The sequence below is a fragment of the Mammaliicoccus sp. K-M42 genome, from assembly GCF_022386375.1.
In the GTDB taxonomy this organism is placed as follows: Bacteria; Bacillota; Bacilli; order Staphylococcales; family Staphylococcaceae; genus Mammaliicoccus; species Mammaliicoccus fleurettii.
Map to the genome: position 1 here is coordinate 1 of NZ_JAJNIS010000021.1, position 17,818 is coordinate 17,818.

A 17,818-nucleotide genomic window follows, 5' to 3' on the forward strand; every position below is an offset into this window, starting at 1 on the left:
TTACGTTCCGCGAGAGTAGGACGTTGCCGGGCAAATATTTATAAATGGATGCGATGAGCCGCACTCGAGACCTGTTAGGTCTCTTTTTTTTTGCAAATTTTTAAGATAGTCTGAAAGTATTACTATTTATACTGAAGAATAAGGCTTTTGCATATCCTTTCTATCTAATGACGACTATGATAATCATTGATATAATGATGAAGAATATAAAATAAGAGGTAATTGTTATGAATATAAATGAACAGCTAAACTCTCTACAGAATAAGGATGCTATCTCTCTCCACGTTCCAGGTCATCATAACAACACGATAGGATATTTAAAAGAGTTGAATATAGCGATGGATATGACTGAAATAACTGGATTAGATGATTTACATCAACCTGAGGAATGTATTCAAGAAAGTATGTCTCAGCTAAACAGATACTCTGATTATAGTGGCCAGTATTTAGTAAATGGTACAACAGTTGGGATATTATCCGTTATTTATGGTGTACAACATTTACAAGGTGAAATACTTATTCCTAGAAATGCTCACAAATCAATATACAATGCATTAAATTTAACAAAACAAGATGCAAAATGGATGCCAATGACTGTTTCAGAGAAAACAGGACAGTATAATGGTGTGAATTCATTAGATAATCTTGATTTGTCTAAAGTGAAGTTAGCTGTTTTTTCATATCCAAATTATTATGGAGAAACATTTAATATTGAAGAGAGTATAAAAGTGTTAAAAAAACATCATATTCCTGTATTAGTAGATGAAGCTCATGGTGCTCATTTTGGCATAAGTCCATATTTTCCAAAATCCTCAATAGAGTTTGGGGCAGACATTGTTGTACAATCCTATCATAAAACATTACCAGCTTTGACGATGGGTTCTGTTATTTATATTAAAGAAGATTTAAGTTTAAAATCCAAAATTCAAGATTATTTAAAGATGCTGCAGACTTCCAGCCCATCATATTTAGTTATGTCAAGTTTAGAAAAGGCTGAACAGTTTTATAAAAAATATCATGACGAGATATTTAAAATGAATAGAAAAATATTAATAGATACTATGGAGCAAGTAGGATTTACGGTGGGATGTCTAGAAGACCCTCTTAAATTAATTGTGTCTCATGATAAATTATCCGGATTTGAAGTGCAAAAAATATTCGAAGATTCAAACATCTATATTGAATTATGTCATAATCATTTTATTCTATTGGTACTACCATTGTGGCATCATTCGGATGAATTTCCTTTTGATCTATTAATAGAACGTATTAATCAATTCAAAATGAATTTTAAAAGTAAAGTAATAAAGAAAACATGCTTTAATTTACCGATACATTCGACTACTTACAAATATATTGATGTCGGTGATACGACAACAGTTGAGTTGTTTCAATCAGTAGGAAAAATTTCTGCTGTTGATGTTGTTCCATATCCACCGGGTGTACCAGTTATTTTAAAGGGAGAATATATTACCAAAGAAATCATAGATTCTCTGTTACAATGGCTTGATAAAGGTGGTAGAGTGGAAGGTATAAAAAACATGAAAATTAGCGTAAAGGATGAAAAATAAATGGGTCAATTTATAACATTTGAAGGGCCAGAAGGTTCTGGGAAAACAACAGTTATACATAAAGTTTTTGAGATGCTAGAAGATGATTATGATATATTGCTTACGAGAGAACCAGGTGGTATCAAAATAAGCGAAGCTATTAGAAATCTATTGTTAGACAGTGATGATGAAATGGATGAAAGAACAGAAGCATTATTATTTGCAGCTGCGAGAAGACAACATTTAGTAGAGAAAATTTTACCTCAATTAAATAAAGACGGCATCGTACTTTGTGATCGTTTTGTTGATAGTTCGTTAAGTTATCAAGGTTACGCTCGTGAAATTGGGGTAGAAGAAGTTAAGGCAATTAATGAATTTGCTATTGAGAGCCGTTATCCAGATTTGACTTTATATTTTGATGTACCTGCTGAAATTGGATTAAACAGAATTAAAGATAATCAGCGTGAGGCTAATCGTCTTGATAAAGAAAAAATTGAATTTCATCATAAAGTAACAGATGGTTACAAAAAATTGATTGCTGAGTATCCAGATAGAATTAAAGTTATTGATGCAACTCAACCATTAGAAAAGGTTATAGAAGAAGCGTATTTCATGATAGTAAAATTTCTGAAACAAGTTTAAAATATGATATAATATATAAAGAGGTGTTTAGTTATGAAAATGATAATAGCGATTGTCCAAGATCAAGATAGTCAAAACTTGTCAGAAGCACTTATAGAAAAGGATTTTAGGGCCACTAAACTTGCAACAACAGGTGGGTTTTTAAGAGCCGGAAATACAACATTTTTATGCGGTGTTAAAGATGAACGTGTAGATGAATTATTACGTGTAATCGATGGAACTTGTGGTAATCGTGAACAACTTGTTTCACCTATCACACCAATGGGCGGTAGTGCGGATTCTTATATTCCATACCCAGTAGAAGTTGAAGTAGGTGGCGCGACAGTATTCGTTATGCCAATTGAACAATTCCATCAATTTTAAGAACTGATTAGCTGCCGTTTGTGCAGCTTTTTTATTGCAAGGAGCGTAAAAAATGCAATTAACAAAAGAAATTGATCATTTATTAAGTGCTAAACAGTTATCTCATGCTTATTTATTTGAAGGAGATAACATGTTTGAAATGAAGTCTACAGCTATGTATTTTGCAGAACAGATATTATGTGATGCTGAACAAGCTTGTATTTCAAAAGTTCAAAGTTTTAACCACCCGGATTTCGTATATATACAAACAGATGAAACGACTATAAAGAAACAACAAATAGAAGAATTATTAAGAAAAATGAATCAAAAGCCAATAGAAAGTCAATATAAAGTTTACATTATTGAAGCTTTTGATAAACTAACAGTACAGGGTGAAAATAGTATATTGAAATTTTTGGAAGAACCACCTCCAAATACGATTGCCTTGTTGCTTACAACTAAGAAAGATCAAATATTACCAACAATACATTCAAGATGCCAACTTGTTCATTTTAAACCAGCATCGAAAGAAAATTATATAGAAGAATTAAAACTGTCTGGTATTTCTTCTGCGATTGCACATACACTTAGCTTTATTACTTCAGATAAAGAAGAAGCCATTTCACTAACTGAAGAGCAATCGTTTACACAACTAAGAAAATCAGTAACTAAATTAGCGGAATTAATGGTAAAAGATAAACAAATGGCGTTGATATATTTGATCGAATGCACAAAAATTGCTAATACACGTCCTTTACAGCAATTATTTTTAAATAGTTTAAATACTTATTTTCAAGATATATTACATGCTAAAATACAACTAGATGTAATTAAAGCATATCCAGATTTAGAAGTAGAAATTGCAGAAATAAGTAAATATTTATCATTGAATGATATCTCGAATTATATACAAGTTATTACGGAAGCTAACCGCAAACTAGCTCAAAACGTGAATGCAACGTTAGTGTTAGAACAAATGGTTATAAATGGGAAGAGGTGATAGAATGTATGAAATAATAGGTGTTCAATTTCAAGTAGCTGGGAAAAAAGAATATTTCTCACCTAATGGGGAACGTTTTAAGGAAAATGATTTAGTAGTAGTAGAGTCTAAACGTGGGATTGAACTGGGCCAAGTTAAACTAACTAACCGCCATGTTGGAAAAGACGATGTTGTCTTACCTCTTAAAGAAGTTATTCGACATGCTACTGAAGAAGATGTGCAGAAGTATCAAGATAATCTAAAAGACGCAGAAGATGCATTGTCACTGTGTAAAGAACTTGTTAAAAATCATGAGTTAAACATGAGACTTGTAAACTGTGAATACACATTAGATAAAAGCAAAGTTATTTTCAATTTTACTGCGGATGATAGAATAGATTTTAGAACACTAGTTAAATCATTAGCTTATGAATTAAAGACACGTATTGAATTAAGACAAATCGGTGTCAGAGATGAAGCGAAATTATTAGGTGGAATTGGACCATGTGGTCGTTCTCATTGTTGTTCAACATTTTTAGGTGATTTTGAGCCAGTTTCAATTAAAATGGCTAAAGATCAAAATCTATCTCTAAATCCAACTAAAATATCAGGTGCATGTGGTAGATTAATGTGTTGTTTAAAATATGAAAATGACTATTATGAAGATGTGAGAAATGAATTACCTGATGTTGGTACAACTGTTGTTACGCCTGAGGGTGATGGTAAAGTGGTAGGATTGAATATTTTAGATATAACTATGCAAGTTAAAGTGAAAGGTTTCGAACAACTTTTTGATTATAAACTTGATGAATTACTTGAAGTCCATTCATAAGGGAGGATTATATTGTGAATAGGGACGAGTTGTTTGAAACGATTATGACACTAGAAAATGAACTTAAACAAATTAATGACCACATGGAAAAGTTGAAAAACCAGGCAGTGGAATTAGTTGAAGATAATGTTGCGCTTCAGATGGAAAATGATAGCTTGAAGAGAGTAATTGAATCTAATGAAGTGCCACAACAGAAAAAAACAAACAAAAAAACAAAGCCACTTCAAAGCAGAGACAATTTCGCTATGTTATATCATGAAGGATTTCACATTTGTCGTGGAGAATTATTTGGTAAACATAGACAAGGACAAGATTGTTTATTTTGTTTAGAAGTGCTAAATAGAGACTAAATGAATCAGGCATTTAATATGCCTGATTTTTTAAATGAGGTGTTTTAATGCTTAATTCAGGAGAAAGACTCGACCAATTATTAAGAGAGAAATATGAAATTATTCAAAATGATGAAGTGTTTTCATTTTCAACTGATGCGTTGTTATTAGGAGAATTTACTAGCGTACGTAATAAAGATAAAGTAATGGATTTATGCACAGGTAACGGTATCATTCCATTGTTATTAGCTTATAAATCTCAATCTACAATTGAAGGTATAGAAATTCAAGAAGCGTTAGTAGAAATGGCTCAAAGAACATTACGTCATAATCGACTTGAAGATCAAATTTCGATTGAACATATGGATTTAAAAAATGTATCGAATACATATATGCCTTCTACATTTGATGTAGTGACAGTTAATCCACCATATTTTAAAGAAAATCAGCAAATGCAACATCAAAAGGAAGCACATAAAATAGCTAGACATGAAATATTGTGTACGCTTGAGGATGTCGTAAAAGCGAGTAAGCATTTATTGAAACAAGGTGGTAAATTAGTGATGGTTCATAGGGCAGAAAGACTGATGGATGTCTTAAGTCTGTATAGACAATATAATATTGAACCTAAAAGATTAAGAATGGTTTACAGTACGCCGAAAAAGACAGAAGCAGTCACGATATTAGTTGAAGGTCGAAGTGGTGGTCAGGTTGGTTTGAAAGTAGAACAACCGTTTTATATCTATGATGCAAATGGTGAATATTCAGCAGAAATGAAGGCTGTCTATTATGGATAAACATTATACATATATATTAGAATGTAAAGATCATACACTATATACTGGATATACAACAGATTTGGAAAGAAGATTGAAAGTTCATAACGATGGAAAAGGTGCTAAATACACAAGAGTTAGACGTCCTGTTAAGCTTGTATATCATGAAATATTTGATAATAAGTCAGAAGCATTGAAAAGAGAATATGCACTTAAGCAATTAACTAGAAAGCAAAAACTAGCACTTATAAAGGATGATTAATATGTCTATATTATATTTAGTGGGAACGCCAATTGGAAATTTAGAAGATATCACATATCGCGCAGTAAGGACTTTAACTGAAGTGGATTATATTTTTTGTGAAGATACACGTGTGACAGCTAAACTTTGCCAACATTATCAAATACAAACACCTTTAAAGTCTTATCATGAACATAATAAAGATAAGTCTTCAGAACAAATTTTAAGACTGTTAGAAGAGGGTAAGCAAATTGCGTTAGTTTCTGATGCAGGCTGTCCTTGTATTAGTGACCCTGGATACGAACTTGTGAATCAAGTGAGAGAGCAAGATTTCCGAGTTGAAACAATTCCGGGACCAAACGCTGCAATAACAGCCTTGATGACAAGTGGACTTCCATCTTACAAATTTGTATTTCTAGGTTTTTTACCAAGGCATGCTAAAGAAAAACATGAAGTCCTTCAAAAATGGATGAGTAGAGAATCGACATCTATGATTTACGAATCTCCTTATAGAATTAAACAAACTGTAAGAGCCATTGCTGAGATAGACCCTGAACGAAAAGTAGCAATAGGAAGAGAGCTCACTAAAAAGTTTGAACAAGTTGAAACGAATCAAATAGAAGTGATAGAACAAATGTTAGATGAAGAGAAGATTCCGCAAAAAGGCGAATTCGTTATTTTGATTGAAGGAATAGATGAATCTAGTCAAGAGACTCATTGGTGGGAAGGCATGGATTTAAATCAGCATGTCGAAATTTATATAAAAGAACATGATATGAAATCTAAGGATGCCATAAAACAAGTATCTGTTGATAGAAAGATGAAAAAAAGAGATGTATATGAGTCTTATCATGTCGAAAAATAAAAAAGGAAAATTTAAAGTACAGTGTACTTTAAATTTTCCTTTTTTAATATGGACCTTTTATTATTTTGATTTGTTTTCAATCTCGTTAATTAATTGCTGAGCGCCTTCTTTACTTAAGACGATTTTACCATCAGCTAATACAAAATTTTCCTCTGAAACATCGCCAGTAACTTGACATGTCATGTTAGGTGAATATTTCTTTAAAATAATTTTATCATCATCAGTATAAATCTCCAAAGCATCTTTCTCAGCGATGTCTAATATGCGTCGTAATTCGATTGGAATTACTACACGGCCTAGTTCATCTACTTTACGCACGATTCCAGTTGATTTCATCATTTTACCTCCGTTTAATAAAACCATAATTATCTAATTCGACATTCATTCGACAATTATATAAATAGTATACTAATATGAATTCAAGGAAATGTCAATAATACAATATATTGCAAGCGTTTAATTTTTCAAATAAAAAACAATTCATGAAGCCCTTACTATAATAGGGGAATATTGAAAAAATGCTTAATTTTCGGTATATTATATAGATAAGATATTAGGAGGAAACGCCGATGACGAAAGAAACTTTTTACATTACGACGCCGATTTATTATCCGAGCGGGAATTTACACATAGGTCATGCGTATACAACGGTTGCTGGTGATGTAATTGCAAGATATAAACGATTACAAGGTTATGACGTTCATTATTTAACAGGTACAGATGAACACGGACAAAAAATTCAAGAAAAAGCTAAAGAAGCAGGCTTATCTGAAATAGAATATTTAAATGGCATCATTGAAAGTATCCAATCTTTATGGAAAAAATTAGACATTTCAAATGATGATTTTATTCGTACTACTGAAGAAAGACATAAACAAGTTGTTGAAAAAGTTTTCGAAAAATTATTAGCACAAGGCGACATTTATTTAGGAGAGTATGAAGGTTGGTATTCTATACCAGATGAGACTTATTATACTGAAACACAACTTGTCGACCCAGTATATGAAGACGGGAAAATTGTCGGAGGTAAAAGTCCTGATTCTGGTCATGAGGTAGAACTAGTTAAAGAAGAAAGTTATTTCTTTAAATTGGATAACTATTCTGATAGATTATTGAAGTTCTTTGATGAAAATCCAGATTTCATTTTGCCGATTTCTCGTAAAAATGAAATGATTAATAACTTTATTAAACCTGGTCTTGAAGATTTAGCTATTTCTAGAACTACTTTTGATTGGGGTATTAAAGTGCCATCTAATCCTAAACACGTTGTATACGTTTGGATTGACGCGCTAGTGAACTATATTTCTGCGCTTGGTTACTTATCTGATGACGATGAGCTATTCAAAAAATATTGGCCAGCCGATGTGCATTTAATGGCTAAAGAAATCGTTCGTTTCCATTCGATCATATGGCCGATTCTATTAATGGCGTTAGACTTACCGCTGCCAAAACGAGAATTTGCTCATGGTTGGATTTTAATGAAAGATGGCAAGATGAGTAAATCTAAAGGTAATGTTGTTGATCCTAATGTATTAATTGATAAATATGGATTAGATGCTACAAGATATTACTTAATGAGAGAGTTGCCATTTGGAGCAGATGGTGTATTCACACCTGAAGCATTTGTTGAAAGAACGAATTATGATTTAGCAAATGATTTAGGTAATTTAGTTAACCGTACGATTGCAATGGTTAATAAATACTTTAATGGTGTTCTTCCTAAATACAAAGGTAAACTACATCCACTTGATGAAGAAATAGAACAAATGGCCTTAGACATAAAAGATAATTTCTATTCATCTATGGAAAATATGCAGTTTTCAGTTGCTTTAGCTGAAATATGGAAATTAATTAGTCGTACAAATAAATATATAGATGAAACGACGCCATGGGTGCTTGCTAAAGATGAAAATGAACGAGAAATGTTAGAAAATGTAATGATTCACTTAGTAGAGAACATTAGATTTGCTGCTGTATTATTACGTCCGTTCTTAACTCACGCACCATATGAAATTTTCCGCCAATTAAACTTGGAAAAAGGTAAACTTGATACATTTGAAAGTATCGAAACTTATGGTGCTATAGATCAAGACATAAAAGTAATTGATAAACCAGAACCTATTTTCCCAAGATTAGATGTTGAGCAAGAAGTTGCTTACATTAAAGACTCTATGCAGGGTGGTACTTCAACTGAACCAGAAGAAGAGGCAGAACCTGAAGTAGAAGAAGTAAATGCTAAACCTGAAATCACGATAGATCAATTTGATAAAGTAGAAATCAAAGCAGCAACAGTTACAGAAGCTGATTATGTAAAAAAATCAGATAAATTGTTAAAAATTAAAGTTGATTTAGGATTCGAAAAAAGACAAATTGTTTCAGGAATAGCTGAATTTTATAAACCTGAAGATATCGTAGGTAAAAAGGTTGCAGTAGTAACAAATTTAAAACCTGTAAAATTACGTGGTGAACTATCAGAAGGTATGATTTTATCTGCCGAAAAAGACAGTACACTTACATTAGTAAGCTTACCTAATGCGATACAAAACGGATCTATCATTAAGTAAAGAATTGGAAGGATGGTTCGAATGCTAATAGATACACATGTCCATTTAAATGCCGACCAATATGACGAGGATTTACAAGAAGTTATAGACAGAGCATTAGAAGAAGGTATCGATAGAATGTTCGTTGTTGGATTTGATACAAAAACAATCGAAAGAACAATGAAACTGATTGACCAATACAATTTTATTTATGGAATTATTGGTTGGCATCCTGTCGATGCGATTGACTGTACAGAAAAACGTTTAGAGTGGATTGAAGAGCTTTCTAAGCATCCAAAAATTATTGGTATAGGTGAAATGGGACTAGATTATCATTGGGATAAATCACCTAAGGATATTCAAAAAGAAGTATTTAGAAAGCAAATAGCATTAGCTAAACGCGTGCAACTACCTATTATTATTCATAACAGAGAAGCGACTCAAGATTGTGTAGACATTTTAAGGGAAGAAAGTGCAAGTGAAGTTGGCGGTATTATGCATAGCTTCAGTGGTTCAAATGAAATAGCTGATGAAATATTAAAAATGAATTTTTATGTTTCATTAGGTGGACCAGTTACCTTTAAAAATGCTAAACAACCTAAAGAAGTAGCTCAACATGTACCTTTAGATAGATTGTTAGTTGAAACGGATGCGCCTTTCTTATCACCTCATCCTTATAGAGGAAAGAGAAATGAACCAGCGCGCGTTAAACTTGTTGCTGAGCAAATCGCTGAACTACGAGGACTTTCATATGAAGAAGTTTGTGAAGCAACTACAAAAAATGCTGAAAGATTATTTAAATTATAAAATAAGATGCCCCAAAACGGTTGTTTTGGGGCATCTTTAAAGAAGGAAGATATCATGAAGATAAACGAATTTGTTGTAGTAGAAGGGCGTGACGACACAGTTAATGTGAAGCGTGCTGTAGACTGCGATACGATTGAAACAAATGGTTCCGCAATAACTAAAGAAACACTTGAGGTTATAAAGCAAGCTCATGAAAAACGAGGTGTGATTGTATTAACGGATCCTGATTTCCCGGGTGATAAGATTAGAAATACAATTAAGCAATATATACCAAGCGTTAAACACGCATTTATTCCAAGAGAAAAAGCTAAAAATAAAAGAGGGAAAATTGGCGTTGAACATGCGTCTCTAAATACGGTTAAAGATGCATTGCTTAATGTTAGTTCTCCATTGGAAGCTAATATAGAAACGATAGACAAGTCAGTCTTAATCGATTTAGGATTAATTATAGGTAAAGACTCAAGAAGAAAAAGAGAAAAGCTTTGTAGTAAATTAAATATTGGCCATTCAAATGGTAAACAATTGCTAAACAAATTAAATGCCTTCGGTTATACTGAAAAAGATGTAAAAGAAGCACTTGGATATAAAGAGGAGTGACAGGATGAACGATAAAGATATTGCAACACCAAAGCGTACAAAAGCATTGCTTGATCAATATGGTTTTAAATTCAAAAAAAGTTTAGGACAGAATTTCTTAATTGATACGAACATTATACAAAACATTATTTCTGCTAGTGATATAGACGAAAATACAGGTGTAATAGAAGTAGGTCCGGGTATGGGGTCTCTTACAGAACAATTAGCTAGAACAGCTAAGAAAGTGTTAGCTTTTGAAATTGACCAAAGGCTTATCCCAGTTTTAGAAGATACATTGAGTCCATATGATAACGTTACTGTTGTGAATGAAGACATACTAAAAGCTCATGTTGAAAAAGAAATAAAAACACATTTACAAGATTGCGATAAGATAATGTTGGTAGCTAATTTACCATATTATATAACGACACCGATATTGATGAACTTATTAGAGAATCACCTTCCAATCGATGGTTATGTCGTTATGATGCAAAAAGAAGTTGGAGAACGTTTAAATGCACAAGTTGGAAGTAAAAGTTATGGCTCATTATCCATAGCTTGTCAGTATTATACTGAAACTGAACGTGTTTTAGTCGTCCCTAAGACTGTCTTCATGCCTCCACCTAATGTCGATTCTATTGTAATTAAATTGACTACTCGTAAAGAACCTATTGTAGAAGTAGATGATGAAAAATTATTGTTCACACTCTCAAAAGGTGCATTTGCACAACGTAGAAAAACAATTTTAAATAATTATATTAGTACAATTAAAGAAGGTAAGTTGCATAAAGATGAAATTCTTGAGTGGTTAAGTGCTTCAAACATAGATCCTAAGCGACGTGGGGAAACGCTAACAATACAAGAATATGCACATCTTTGTAACAATTTGAAAAAATACCCAAATTTATCTGTGTAAATATATTGACAATGCGTTCTCTAATTGATAAAATTTAAATTTTATTTGACAAAATACCACTTTCGTAGTATAATTTTATTTATAGCGAGGTGGGTCAATATGCCGAAGACTTTAGTAGACATCAAAAAAATATTAGATTGTCAATTAGGAAATCGTATTGTACTTAAAGCTAATGGAGGACGTAAGAAGTTAATTGAGCGCAGTGGCGTGCTTAAGGAAACGTATCCATCAGTTTTCGTGGTCGAATTAGATCAAGAGAAACATAATTTTGAACGTGTATCTTATACATACACTGATGTATTAACTGAGAATGTCCAAGTAACTTTTATGAATGAACATAAAGAAGAATTTATAGTTCAGTAAATTAAAGTATTTAATAAAAAACTCTACGCGATATGACTGTGATATGGCGTAGGGTTTTTTATTATGCGAAAAATAGAATAAAGCTAATACTTTCTAACTTTTATTTATGGTAAAATCATAATAATAAGTTTTAGAGAGGGCAAGTATATGATTTATGAGACTGCACCAGCAAAAATTAATTTAACACTAGATACATTGTACAAACGTGATGATGGTTATCATGAAGTAGAGATGATAATGACAACAGTCGATTTAAATGATCGATTGACTTTCGAAAGTAGAGATGACGGTAAAATTATAATTGATGTTGAACATAATTTCGTGCCAAGTGATCACAGAAATCTAGCATATAAAGCAGCGAAATTGATGCAAGATAAATACAATATTAAAGAAGGTGTGAAGATTTCATTAGAAAAAAGCATACCTATCTCTGCAGGATTGGCAGGTGGTTCAAGTGATGCAGCTGCAACATTTAGAGGCTTGAATGAATTGTGGGGTATAAACGAATCACTGGAATCTTTAAGTGAACTTGCATCAGAAATTGGATCGGATATATCTTTTTGTATTTATGGAAAGACGGCATTGTGCCAAGGTAGAGGTGAAAAATTAACACACCTTCCAAAACCACCTTCTGCCTGGGTAGTTATCGCTAAACCGGATATCGGCGTATCAACACCTGAAATATATGGGGCTTTAAATTTGGATGACAAGATTGAAGTGCGCACACAAGACTGCCGAGATGCTTTAGAAAAAAACGATTATGGAGTACTATGCCAAACACTTGGTAATAGTCTTGAGAAGGTCACGATGAAGTTATATCCCGAAGTTGAGAAGCTAAAGAATACTATGAAAAATAGTGGTGTGGATGCTGCACTAATGAGTGGAAGTGGACCAACTGTATACGGCTTTGTGCAAAAAGAACGACAAGCTAAGCAAGTGTACAATGCTTTAATGGGATGTTGTAATGACGTTTATATTGCACGTCTTCTTGGCTGATTTTGTAGAACACGTACAATTATAGTATAATTATTCTTGAAAATACGTAATAGAGATTGGGGTTTTATAAATGCGTTTTAAACGAAGTGAAAGAATCGTTTATATGACACAATATTTATTGAAACATCCGAACGAACTAGTACCGCTGACTTATTTTGTTAATCATTTTGGTCAGGCAAAGTCGTCTATTAGCGAAGACATACAAATTATCAAAGAAACGTTTAATGCCGAAAGACTTGGTATTATTGAGACAACTGCAGGAGCGAGTGGCGGTGTTACTTATCGCCCTAAAATGTATGTTGAAGAAGCGCGTGAATTGATAGCAAAGCTATGTGAATTGCTAAAAGAGAAAGAAAGACTGCTGCCAGGCGGATATTTATTTATGTCAGATTTAGTAGGTAATCCTAAATTATTAAATCAAGTAGGAGAATTAATTGCTACTATGTACATGGATGAAGAACTTGATGCGGTTGTTACAATAGCGACAAAAGGGATTTCTTTAGCTAACGCAGTTGCAAAAGTACTTAATTTGCCAGTTGTTGTTATAAGAAAAGATAATAAAGTTACTGAAGGATCAACAGTATCGATAAACTACGTTTCGGGTTCATCGAGAAAGATTGAGACAATGGTATTATCTAAAAGAACATTAGCTGAATATTCGAATGTATTAATTGTTGATGATTTCATGAGAGCAGGTGGCTCTATAAATGGCGTAATCAATTTGATGAATGAGTTTAAGGCTACAGTAAAAGGGGTATCAGTACTTGTAGAATCAAAAGAAGTTAAACATCGATTGATTGAAGATTATACATCTTTAGTTAGATTATCTGACGTAGACGAATACAATCAACAATTTTCAGTAGAAGAAGGCAACTGTTTGAAAAGATTTAATTAAAAGGAGAGATATTCAACATGAAAAGTATTAACGCAGCAAACGCTCCAGAAGCATTAGGGCCATATTGCCATGCAGTAGTAGTAGATAGTTTAGTATTTACTTCAGGTCAAATACCATTAAATCAGCAAGGTGAAGTCGTATCAGATGATGTAAAAGCACAAACGAAGCAAGTACTTGAGAATTTAAAAATAGTACTTGAAGAAAGTGGCGCTACATTAGATAGTGTCGTTAAATCATTAATCTTTATAAAAGATATGAATGATTTCCAAGACATCAATTCTGTTTATGGAGAGTATTTTAATGAACATTTGCCTGCTAGAAGTTGTGTGGAAGTCGCACGTTTACCAAAAGATGTAAAAGTTGAGATTGAAATGATCGCAAAAATAAAATAACTAACTTCAATTAATATGATGCTGCTACTTTAAATAGACAAAACAGGGGGCACACAAATCATGAAGGTAACAGATGTGAGATTGAGAAAAATTCAAACAGATGGAAGAATGAAGGCGTTGGTTTCAATTACTTTAGACGATGCCTTTGTTATTCACGATTTAAGAGTAATTGAGGGAAATTCAGGACTGTTTGTTGCTATGCCTAGTAAACGTACACCTGACGGGGAGTTTAGAGATATTGCGCATCCTATTAACTCTGAAATGAGACAAGAAATACAAGAAGCGGTTATGAAAGTTTATGATGAAACTGATGAAGTGATAATTCCAAAATCAGCTCAAGAAAATTCTGAAACAGAAACTGAAGAATCAGAAACTGAAAAAGAAGAAAACGAAGAAAAAGAAGAATAACATATCCAAAACAATATAGTTTTGTTGAAATGTTAAAAACTGTCGAAAAGTATGAGACTTTCCGACAGTTTTTTTGTGCGATTTTATAAAATATTTTAAAAAAATGAATTATTTATAACAAATTTATTCTTTAAAAAATAACTCTTCCTTGATAGTCATATGAGAATTAAATTATAATATAATAAAGTGTGTATAAATGGAGGTATTTGTAATGCAAAAATATGCAGTCATATTAGCTGCTGGTAAAGGTACAAGAATGAAATCTAAACTTTACAAAGTTTTACATCCGGTAGCTGGTGAAGCAATGGTTCAACATGTTATTGATAGCGTTAAAAATGCTGGTGTAGAAACAGTAGTTACAGTTGTTGGACATGGAGCAGAAAAGGTTAAAGATACTATTGGTCATGCATCTCAGTTTGTACATCAAGAAGAACAATTAGGAACGGCTCATGCAGTTAAAACTGCTAAAGATATATTGGGAAATAACAAGGGCACAACAATTGTCGTGTGTGGTGACACACCATTAATTAGTGATGAGACTATTAGCTCGCTGTTAACATTTCATGAAAATGAAAATGCTGTAGCAACTGTATTATCTGCAAAAGTGAGTAATCCATTTGGTTATGGTAGGATTATTCGAGACAAATCTGGTTTAGTGTCAGAAATTGTTGAACAAAAAGATGCTACAGAAGGGCAAGTTGAAGTAAACGAAATTAGTTCTGGGATTTTTGCATTTGATAATGAAAAATTATTCGAAACTTTAGAAAAAGTACAAAATGATAATGCTCAAGGTGAATATTATTTACCAGACGTTATACGAATCTTAAAAGAAGAAGATGAAAAAGTGGCTGCATACATTACGGATGACGTAGATGGCATTATGGGTGTGAATGATAGAGTACAACTAGCAAAAGCAGAGCAGAAAATGAAAGAACGTATTAATTTACAACATATGATAAATGGTGTGACAATTGTGGATCCTGCTACAACTTATATAGGAAAACACGTTGTGATTGGTGAAGACACAGTAGTTGAACCAGGTACAAGAATTGCTGGCAAAACAATTATAGGAAAAAATGTTGCGATTGGAATGAATTCTGACATCAAAAATAGTACAATTAAAGATAATGCAACAATTAAGCAATCTGTGATTACAGATTCTGTTGTAGGTGAATTTTCTACAGTCGGACCTTTTGCACAATTAAGACCGGGTACTGAGTTAGGTAAAGAGACAAAAATTGGTAACTTCGTAGAGACTAAGAAAGCAGTCTTGAAAGATGGCGCCAAAGTTTCTCACTTAAGTTATATTGGAGATGCAGAAGTAGGTGAAAGAACAAATATTGGCTGTGGTTCAATAACTGTTAATTATGACGGAGTTAATAAATTCCGTACCATTATAGGAGATGATGCGTTTATTGGATGTAATTCAAATCTAGTTGCACCAGTAGAAGTTGGAGATGGATCATTCATAGCAGCAGGTTCAACAATTACAGATGATGTGCCTGATGAAAGTTTAGCGCTTGGTCGTGCTAGACAAACTACAAAACAAGGATACTACAAAACGAAATAAAAGGAGCCGTCAAAAAATGAGTCAAAATGATATTGGAGGAACAGAAATGTTGAATACTGAATATAAGAACTCTTCATTAAAAATATTTTCACTTGAAGGAAATCAGCCTTTAGCACAAGAAGTTGCAAATCTAGTAGGAATTCCATTAGGGAAATCGACAGTTAAGAGATTTGCTGATGGTGAGGTTCAAATTAATATTGAAGAAAGTATTCGTGGTTGTGATGTATTTATTATTCAACCAACATCAAATCCAGTAAATGAACACTTGATGGAATTATTAATTATGATTGATGCTTGTAAACGTGCATCAGCAGCAAACATTAATATTGTAATGCCTTATTATGGTTACGCTAGACAAGATCGTAAAGCAAGAAGTCGTGAACCTATCACAGCTAAACTTGTGGCAAACATTATTGAAAAAGCTGGCGCTAGTAGAATGATAGCACTTGATTTACATGCTCCTCAAATTCAAGGGTTCTTTGATATACCGATTGATCATTTAATGGGCGTACCAATTTTATCCAACTACTTCTTAGAAAAAGGTTTGGACCCTGAATCAACAGTTGTTGTATCACCAGATCATGGTGGAGTAACAAGAGCTCGTAAAATGGCAGACCGTCTTAAAACACCTATAGCAATTATTGATAAACGTCGTCCAAAACCAAATGTCGCAGAAGTGATGAATATCGTCGGGGACATAGATGGTAAGACTGCTATCATTATCGATGATATTATTGATACAGCTGGAACAATCACTTTAGCTGCTGACGCACTCGTTAAAAAAGGTGCAAAAGAAGTATACGCATGTTGTACTCATCCAGTATTATCTGGCCCTGCAAAAGAACGTATCGAAAGTTCTCATATTAAAGAATTAGTTGTTACAAACTCTATACAGTTGCCAGAAGATAGAAAACCAGCCAATGTTAAAGAGTTATCTGTAGCAGAATTATTAGCACAAGCTATCGTGCGTGTGTATGAACAAGAATCAGTTAGTGTGCTATTTGATTAATTTTTAATATTCGTGTATAATAACAAACGGTTCATTTTAATGGACTAAATAACCACTTACAAGCAACATTTAATGTTGATGGGTGAGTGTAGGAGCGCATATTGCGCAAGTATGAAAGGTGGAAAAGATAATGACTTCATTAAAGTCAGTTATCCGTCAAGGTAAACAAACTCGTTCTAGTTTACGTAAATTAAGAGCTTCAGGTGTTATTCCAGCAGTAGTATACGGTTACGGTGCTAAAAATACATCTGTTAAAGTTGATGAAATTGAATTCATCAAAACAATTCGTGAAGTTGGACGTAACGGTGTTATCGAATTAGGCGTTGGTTCTAAATCAATCAAAGTGATGGTTTCAGATTATCAATATGATTCTCTTAAAAACCAAATCACACATGTTGACTTCTTAGCAATCAACATGAAAGAAGAATTAACTGTTGATGTACCTGTATTATTAGTAGGTGAAGCAGCTGGTGCTTCTGAAGGCGGCGTAGTTCAACAACCATTATTCAACTTACAAGTAACAACAACTCCAGATGCAATTCCTGAAAATATCGAAGTTGATATTACAGAATTAGGTATCGGTGATAGCTACTTAGTAGGTGACTTAAATGCAACTGAAAAATATTCTATCGAAAACGATAAAGAAGAAGCAGTTGTAACAGTTGTTCCTCCTACAGAAGAACCTGATGAAGACGCTGAAGAAACTGCAGCTGAAGAAGCAGATGCAGTAGCTGAAGAAGAAGCAGACAAAGAAGAAGCTGAAGAAGAAAAATAAGCTTCTAAATAG

22 protein-coding genes are annotated in these 17,818 nt (G+C 33.0%); 21 read left to right on the forward strand and 1 reads right to left on the reverse strand.

What is annotated here, in order from left to right; all coding sequences use genetic code 11:
* Positions 1-227 precede the first annotated feature (227 nt).
* From LQ668_RS09995 to rsmI, 9 genes are read left to right on the forward strand one after another with little or no spacing between them, the layout of a single operon-like run.
* Positions 228-1,571, forward strand: a complete 1,344-nt coding sequence (locus tag LQ668_RS09995; RefSeq protein WP_107509477.1) for an aminotransferase class I/II-fold pyridoxal phosphate-dependent enzyme — start codon at positions 228-230, stop codon at positions 1,569-1,571.
* On the forward strand, positions 1,572-2,192 hold the full coding sequence (tmk, locus tag LQ668_RS10000; protein WP_078358391.1) for a dTMP kinase: 621 nt from the start codon (positions 1,572-1,574) through the stop codon (positions 2,190-2,192).
* A gap of 33 nt (positions 2,193-2,225) precedes the next feature.
* Positions 2,226-2,555 carry a cyclic-di-AMP receptor gene (locus LQ668_RS10005; protein ID WP_078358390.1) on the forward strand — a complete coding sequence of 110 codons (330 nt, stop codon included), beginning with the start codon at positions 2,226-2,228 and terminating at the stop codon, positions 2,553-2,555.
* Positions 2,556-2,607: 52 nt separating this feature from the next.
* Positions 2,608-3,534 (forward strand): DNA polymerase III subunit delta', encoded by a 927-nt coding sequence (locus tag LQ668_RS10010; protein ID WP_078358389.1) that lies wholly within the window; start codon positions 2,608-2,610, stop codon positions 3,532-3,534.
* A 4-nt stretch (positions 3,535-3,538) separates the two neighbouring features.
* On the forward strand, positions 3,539-4,345 hold the full coding sequence (locus tag LQ668_RS10015; RefSeq protein ID WP_078358388.1) for a PSP1 domain-containing protein: 807 nt from the start codon (positions 3,539-3,541) through the stop codon (positions 4,343-4,345).
* Positions 4,346-4,359: 14 nt separating this feature from the next.
* Entirely contained in the window at positions 4,360-4,695 is a 336-nt protein-coding gene (yabA, locus tag LQ668_RS10020) for a DNA replication initiation control protein YabA (protein ID WP_107509478.1), read from the forward strand.
* Between the two features lie 47 nt (positions 4,696-4,742).
* Complete coding sequence (locus LQ668_RS10025; protein WP_107509479.1) at positions 4,743-5,471, forward strand: tRNA1(Val) (adenine(37)-N6)-methyltransferase; 729 nt, start codon at positions 4,743-4,745, stop codon at positions 5,469-5,471.
* Complete coding sequence (locus LQ668_RS10030) at positions 5,464-5,712, forward strand: GIY-YIG nuclease family protein (protein ID WP_107509480.1); 249 nt, start codon at positions 5,464-5,466, stop codon at positions 5,710-5,712. Before LQ668_RS10025 ends, LQ668_RS10030 begins: the two co-directional genes overlap by 8 nt.
* Before the next feature lies 1 nt (position 5,713).
* On the forward strand, positions 5,714-6,556 hold the full coding sequence (rsmI, locus tag LQ668_RS10035; protein WP_107509481.1) for a 16S rRNA (cytidine(1402)-2'-O)-methyltransferase: 843 nt from the start codon (positions 5,714-5,716) through the stop codon (positions 6,554-6,556).
* A 60-nt stretch (positions 6,557-6,616) separates the two neighbouring features.
* On the opposite strand, the gene LQ668_RS10040 is transcribed toward rsmI, so the two are convergent.
* Positions 6,617-6,892 carry an AbrB/MazE/SpoVT family DNA-binding domain-containing protein gene (locus LQ668_RS10040; protein ID WP_078358383.1) on the reverse strand — a complete coding sequence of 92 codons (276 nt, stop codon included), beginning with the start codon at positions 6,890-6,892 and terminating at the stop codon, positions 6,617-6,619.
* A gap of 233 nt (positions 6,893-7,125) precedes the next feature.
* On the opposite strand from LQ668_RS10040, the gene metG reads away from it, so the two are divergent.
* The 12 genes from metG (at position 7,126) to LQ668_RS10100 (ending at position 17,806) form a co-directional block, all read left to right on the forward strand.
* Positions 7,126-9,120: a methionine--tRNA ligase gene (metG, locus tag LQ668_RS10045; RefSeq protein WP_107509482.1), complete on the forward strand. Its 1,995-nt coding sequence runs from the start codon at positions 7,126-7,128 to the stop codon at positions 9,118-9,120.
* A 21-nt stretch (positions 9,121-9,141) separates the two neighbouring features.
* Positions 9,142-9,906 (forward strand): TatD family hydrolase, encoded by a 765-nt coding sequence (locus LQ668_RS10050; protein ID WP_119634362.1) that lies wholly within the window; start codon positions 9,142-9,144, stop codon positions 9,904-9,906.
* Between the two features lie 54 nt (positions 9,907-9,960).
* The gene (rnmV, locus tag LQ668_RS10055; RefSeq protein WP_078358380.1) at positions 9,961-10,503 is read left to right on the forward strand and encodes a ribonuclease M5; all 543 of its coding nucleotides are present in this window, start codon (positions 9,961-9,963) and stop codon (positions 10,501-10,503) included.
* A gap of 4 nt (positions 10,504-10,507) precedes the next feature.
* The gene (gene rsmA / locus LQ668_RS10060; protein ID WP_078358379.1) at positions 10,508-11,398 is read left to right on the forward strand and encodes a 16S rRNA (adenine(1518)-N(6)/adenine(1519)-N(6))-dimethyltransferase RsmA; all 891 of its coding nucleotides are present in this window, start codon (positions 10,508-10,510) and stop codon (positions 11,396-11,398) included.
* A gap of 99 nt (positions 11,399-11,497) precedes the next feature.
* The gene (gene veg, locus LQ668_RS10065; RefSeq protein ID WP_016999916.1) at positions 11,498-11,761 is read left to right on the forward strand and encodes a biofilm formation stimulator Veg; all 264 of its coding nucleotides are present in this window, start codon (positions 11,498-11,500) and stop codon (positions 11,759-11,761) included.
* A 147-nt stretch (positions 11,762-11,908) separates the two neighbouring features.
* Positions 11,909-12,757, forward strand: coding sequence for a 4-(cytidine 5'-diphospho)-2-C-methyl-D-erythritol kinase (gene ispE / locus LQ668_RS10070; protein WP_078358378.1), 849 nt, complete (start codon positions 11,909-11,911; stop codon positions 12,755-12,757).
* A 70-nt stretch (positions 12,758-12,827) separates the two neighbouring features.
* Positions 12,828-13,652, forward strand: a complete 825-nt coding sequence (purR, locus tag LQ668_RS10075) for a pur operon repressor (protein WP_078358377.1) — start codon at positions 12,828-12,830, stop codon at positions 13,650-13,652.
* Positions 13,653-13,669: 17 nt separating this feature from the next.
* Complete coding sequence (locus LQ668_RS10080) at positions 13,670-14,044, forward strand: RidA family protein (protein WP_078358376.1); 375 nt, start codon at positions 13,670-13,672, stop codon at positions 14,042-14,044.
* Positions 14,045-14,104: 60 nt separating this feature from the next.
* Positions 14,105-14,452 carry a septation regulator SpoVG gene (spoVG, locus tag LQ668_RS10085; protein ID WP_107509483.1) on the forward strand — a complete coding sequence of 116 codons (348 nt, stop codon included), beginning with the start codon at positions 14,105-14,107 and terminating at the stop codon, positions 14,450-14,452.
* A gap of 211 nt (positions 14,453-14,663) precedes the next feature.
* Complete coding sequence (glmU, locus tag LQ668_RS10090; protein WP_107509484.1) at positions 14,664-16,022, forward strand: bifunctional UDP-N-acetylglucosamine diphosphorylase/glucosamine-1-phosphate N-acetyltransferase GlmU; 1,359 nt, start codon at positions 14,664-14,666, stop codon at positions 16,020-16,022.
* A gap of 46 nt (positions 16,023-16,068) precedes the next feature.
* The gene (locus LQ668_RS10095) at positions 16,069-17,031 is read left to right on the forward strand and encodes a ribose-phosphate diphosphokinase (protein ID WP_107509492.1); all 963 of its coding nucleotides are present in this window, start codon (positions 16,069-16,071) and stop codon (positions 17,029-17,031) included.
* A gap of 130 nt (positions 17,032-17,161) precedes the next feature.
* A complete protein-coding gene (locus tag LQ668_RS10100; RefSeq protein WP_107509485.1) occupies positions 17,162-17,806 on the forward strand; it encodes a 50S ribosomal protein L25/general stress protein Ctc in 645 nt (214 codons plus the stop codon).
* The last annotated feature ends 12 nt before the right edge of the window (positions 17,807-17,818 follow it).

Bases quoted from the DNA above. Each gene is read 5' to 3' on its own strand.
- LQ668_RS09995 (WP_107509477.1), top strand. From the start codon at position 228: ATGAATATAAATGAACAGCTAAACTCTCTACAGAATAAGGATGCTATC.
- tmk (WP_078358391.1), top strand. From the start codon at position 1,572: ATGGGTCAATTTATAACATTTGAAGGGCCAGAAGGTTCTGGGAAAACA.
- LQ668_RS10005 (WP_078358390.1), top strand. From the start codon at position 2,226: ATGAAAATGATAATAGCGATTGTCCAAGATCAAGATAGTCAAAACTTG.
- LQ668_RS10010 (WP_078358389.1), top strand. From the start codon at position 2,608: ATGCAATTAACAAAAGAAATTGATCATTTATTAAGTGCTAAACAGTTA.
- LQ668_RS10015 (WP_078358388.1), top strand. From the start codon at position 3,539: ATGTATGAAATAATAGGTGTTCAATTTCAAGTAGCTGGGAAAAAAGAA.
- LQ668_RS10025 (WP_107509479.1), top strand. From the start codon at position 4,743: ATGCTTAATTCAGGAGAAAGACTCGACCAATTATTAAGAGAGAAATAT.
- LQ668_RS10030 (WP_107509480.1), top strand. From the start codon at position 5,464: ATGGATAAACATTATACATATATATTAGAATGTAAAGATCATACACTA.
- rsmI (WP_107509481.1), top strand. From the start codon at position 5,714: ATGTCTATATTATATTTAGTGGGAACGCCAATTGGAAATTTAGAAGAT.
- LQ668_RS10040 (WP_078358383.1), bottom strand. From the start codon at position 6,892: ATGAAATCAACTGGAATCGTGCGTAAAGTAGATGAACTAGGCCGTGTA.
- metG (WP_107509482.1), top strand. From the start codon at position 7,126: ATGACGAAAGAAACTTTTTACATTACGACGCCGATTTATTATCCGAGC.
- LQ668_RS10050 (WP_119634362.1), top strand. From the start codon at position 9,142: ATGCTAATAGATACACATGTCCATTTAAATGCCGACCAATATGACGAG.
- rnmV (WP_078358380.1), top strand. From the start codon at position 9,961: ATGAAGATAAACGAATTTGTTGTAGTAGAAGGGCGTGACGACACAGTT.
- rsmA (WP_078358379.1), top strand. From the start codon at position 10,508: ATGAACGATAAAGATATTGCAACACCAAAGCGTACAAAAGCATTGCTT.
- veg (WP_016999916.1), top strand. From the start codon at position 11,498: ATGCCGAAGACTTTAGTAGACATCAAAAAAATATTAGATTGTCAATTA.
- ispE (WP_078358378.1), top strand. From the start codon at position 11,909: ATGATTTATGAGACTGCACCAGCAAAAATTAATTTAACACTAGATACA.
- purR (WP_078358377.1), top strand. From the start codon at position 12,828: ATGCGTTTTAAACGAAGTGAAAGAATCGTTTATATGACACAATATTTA.
- LQ668_RS10080 (WP_078358376.1), top strand. From the start codon at position 13,670: ATGAAAAGTATTAACGCAGCAAACGCTCCAGAAGCATTAGGGCCATAT.
- spoVG (WP_107509483.1), top strand. From the start codon at position 14,105: ATGAAGGTAACAGATGTGAGATTGAGAAAAATTCAAACAGATGGAAGA.
- glmU (WP_107509484.1), top strand. From the start codon at position 14,664: ATGCAAAAATATGCAGTCATATTAGCTGCTGGTAAAGGTACAAGAATG.
- LQ668_RS10095 (WP_107509492.1), top strand. From the start codon at position 16,069: ATGTTGAATACTGAATATAAGAACTCTTCATTAAAAATATTTTCACTT.
- LQ668_RS10100 (WP_107509485.1), top strand. From the start codon at position 17,162: ATGACTTCATTAAAGTCAGTTATCCGTCAAGGTAAACAAACTCGTTCT.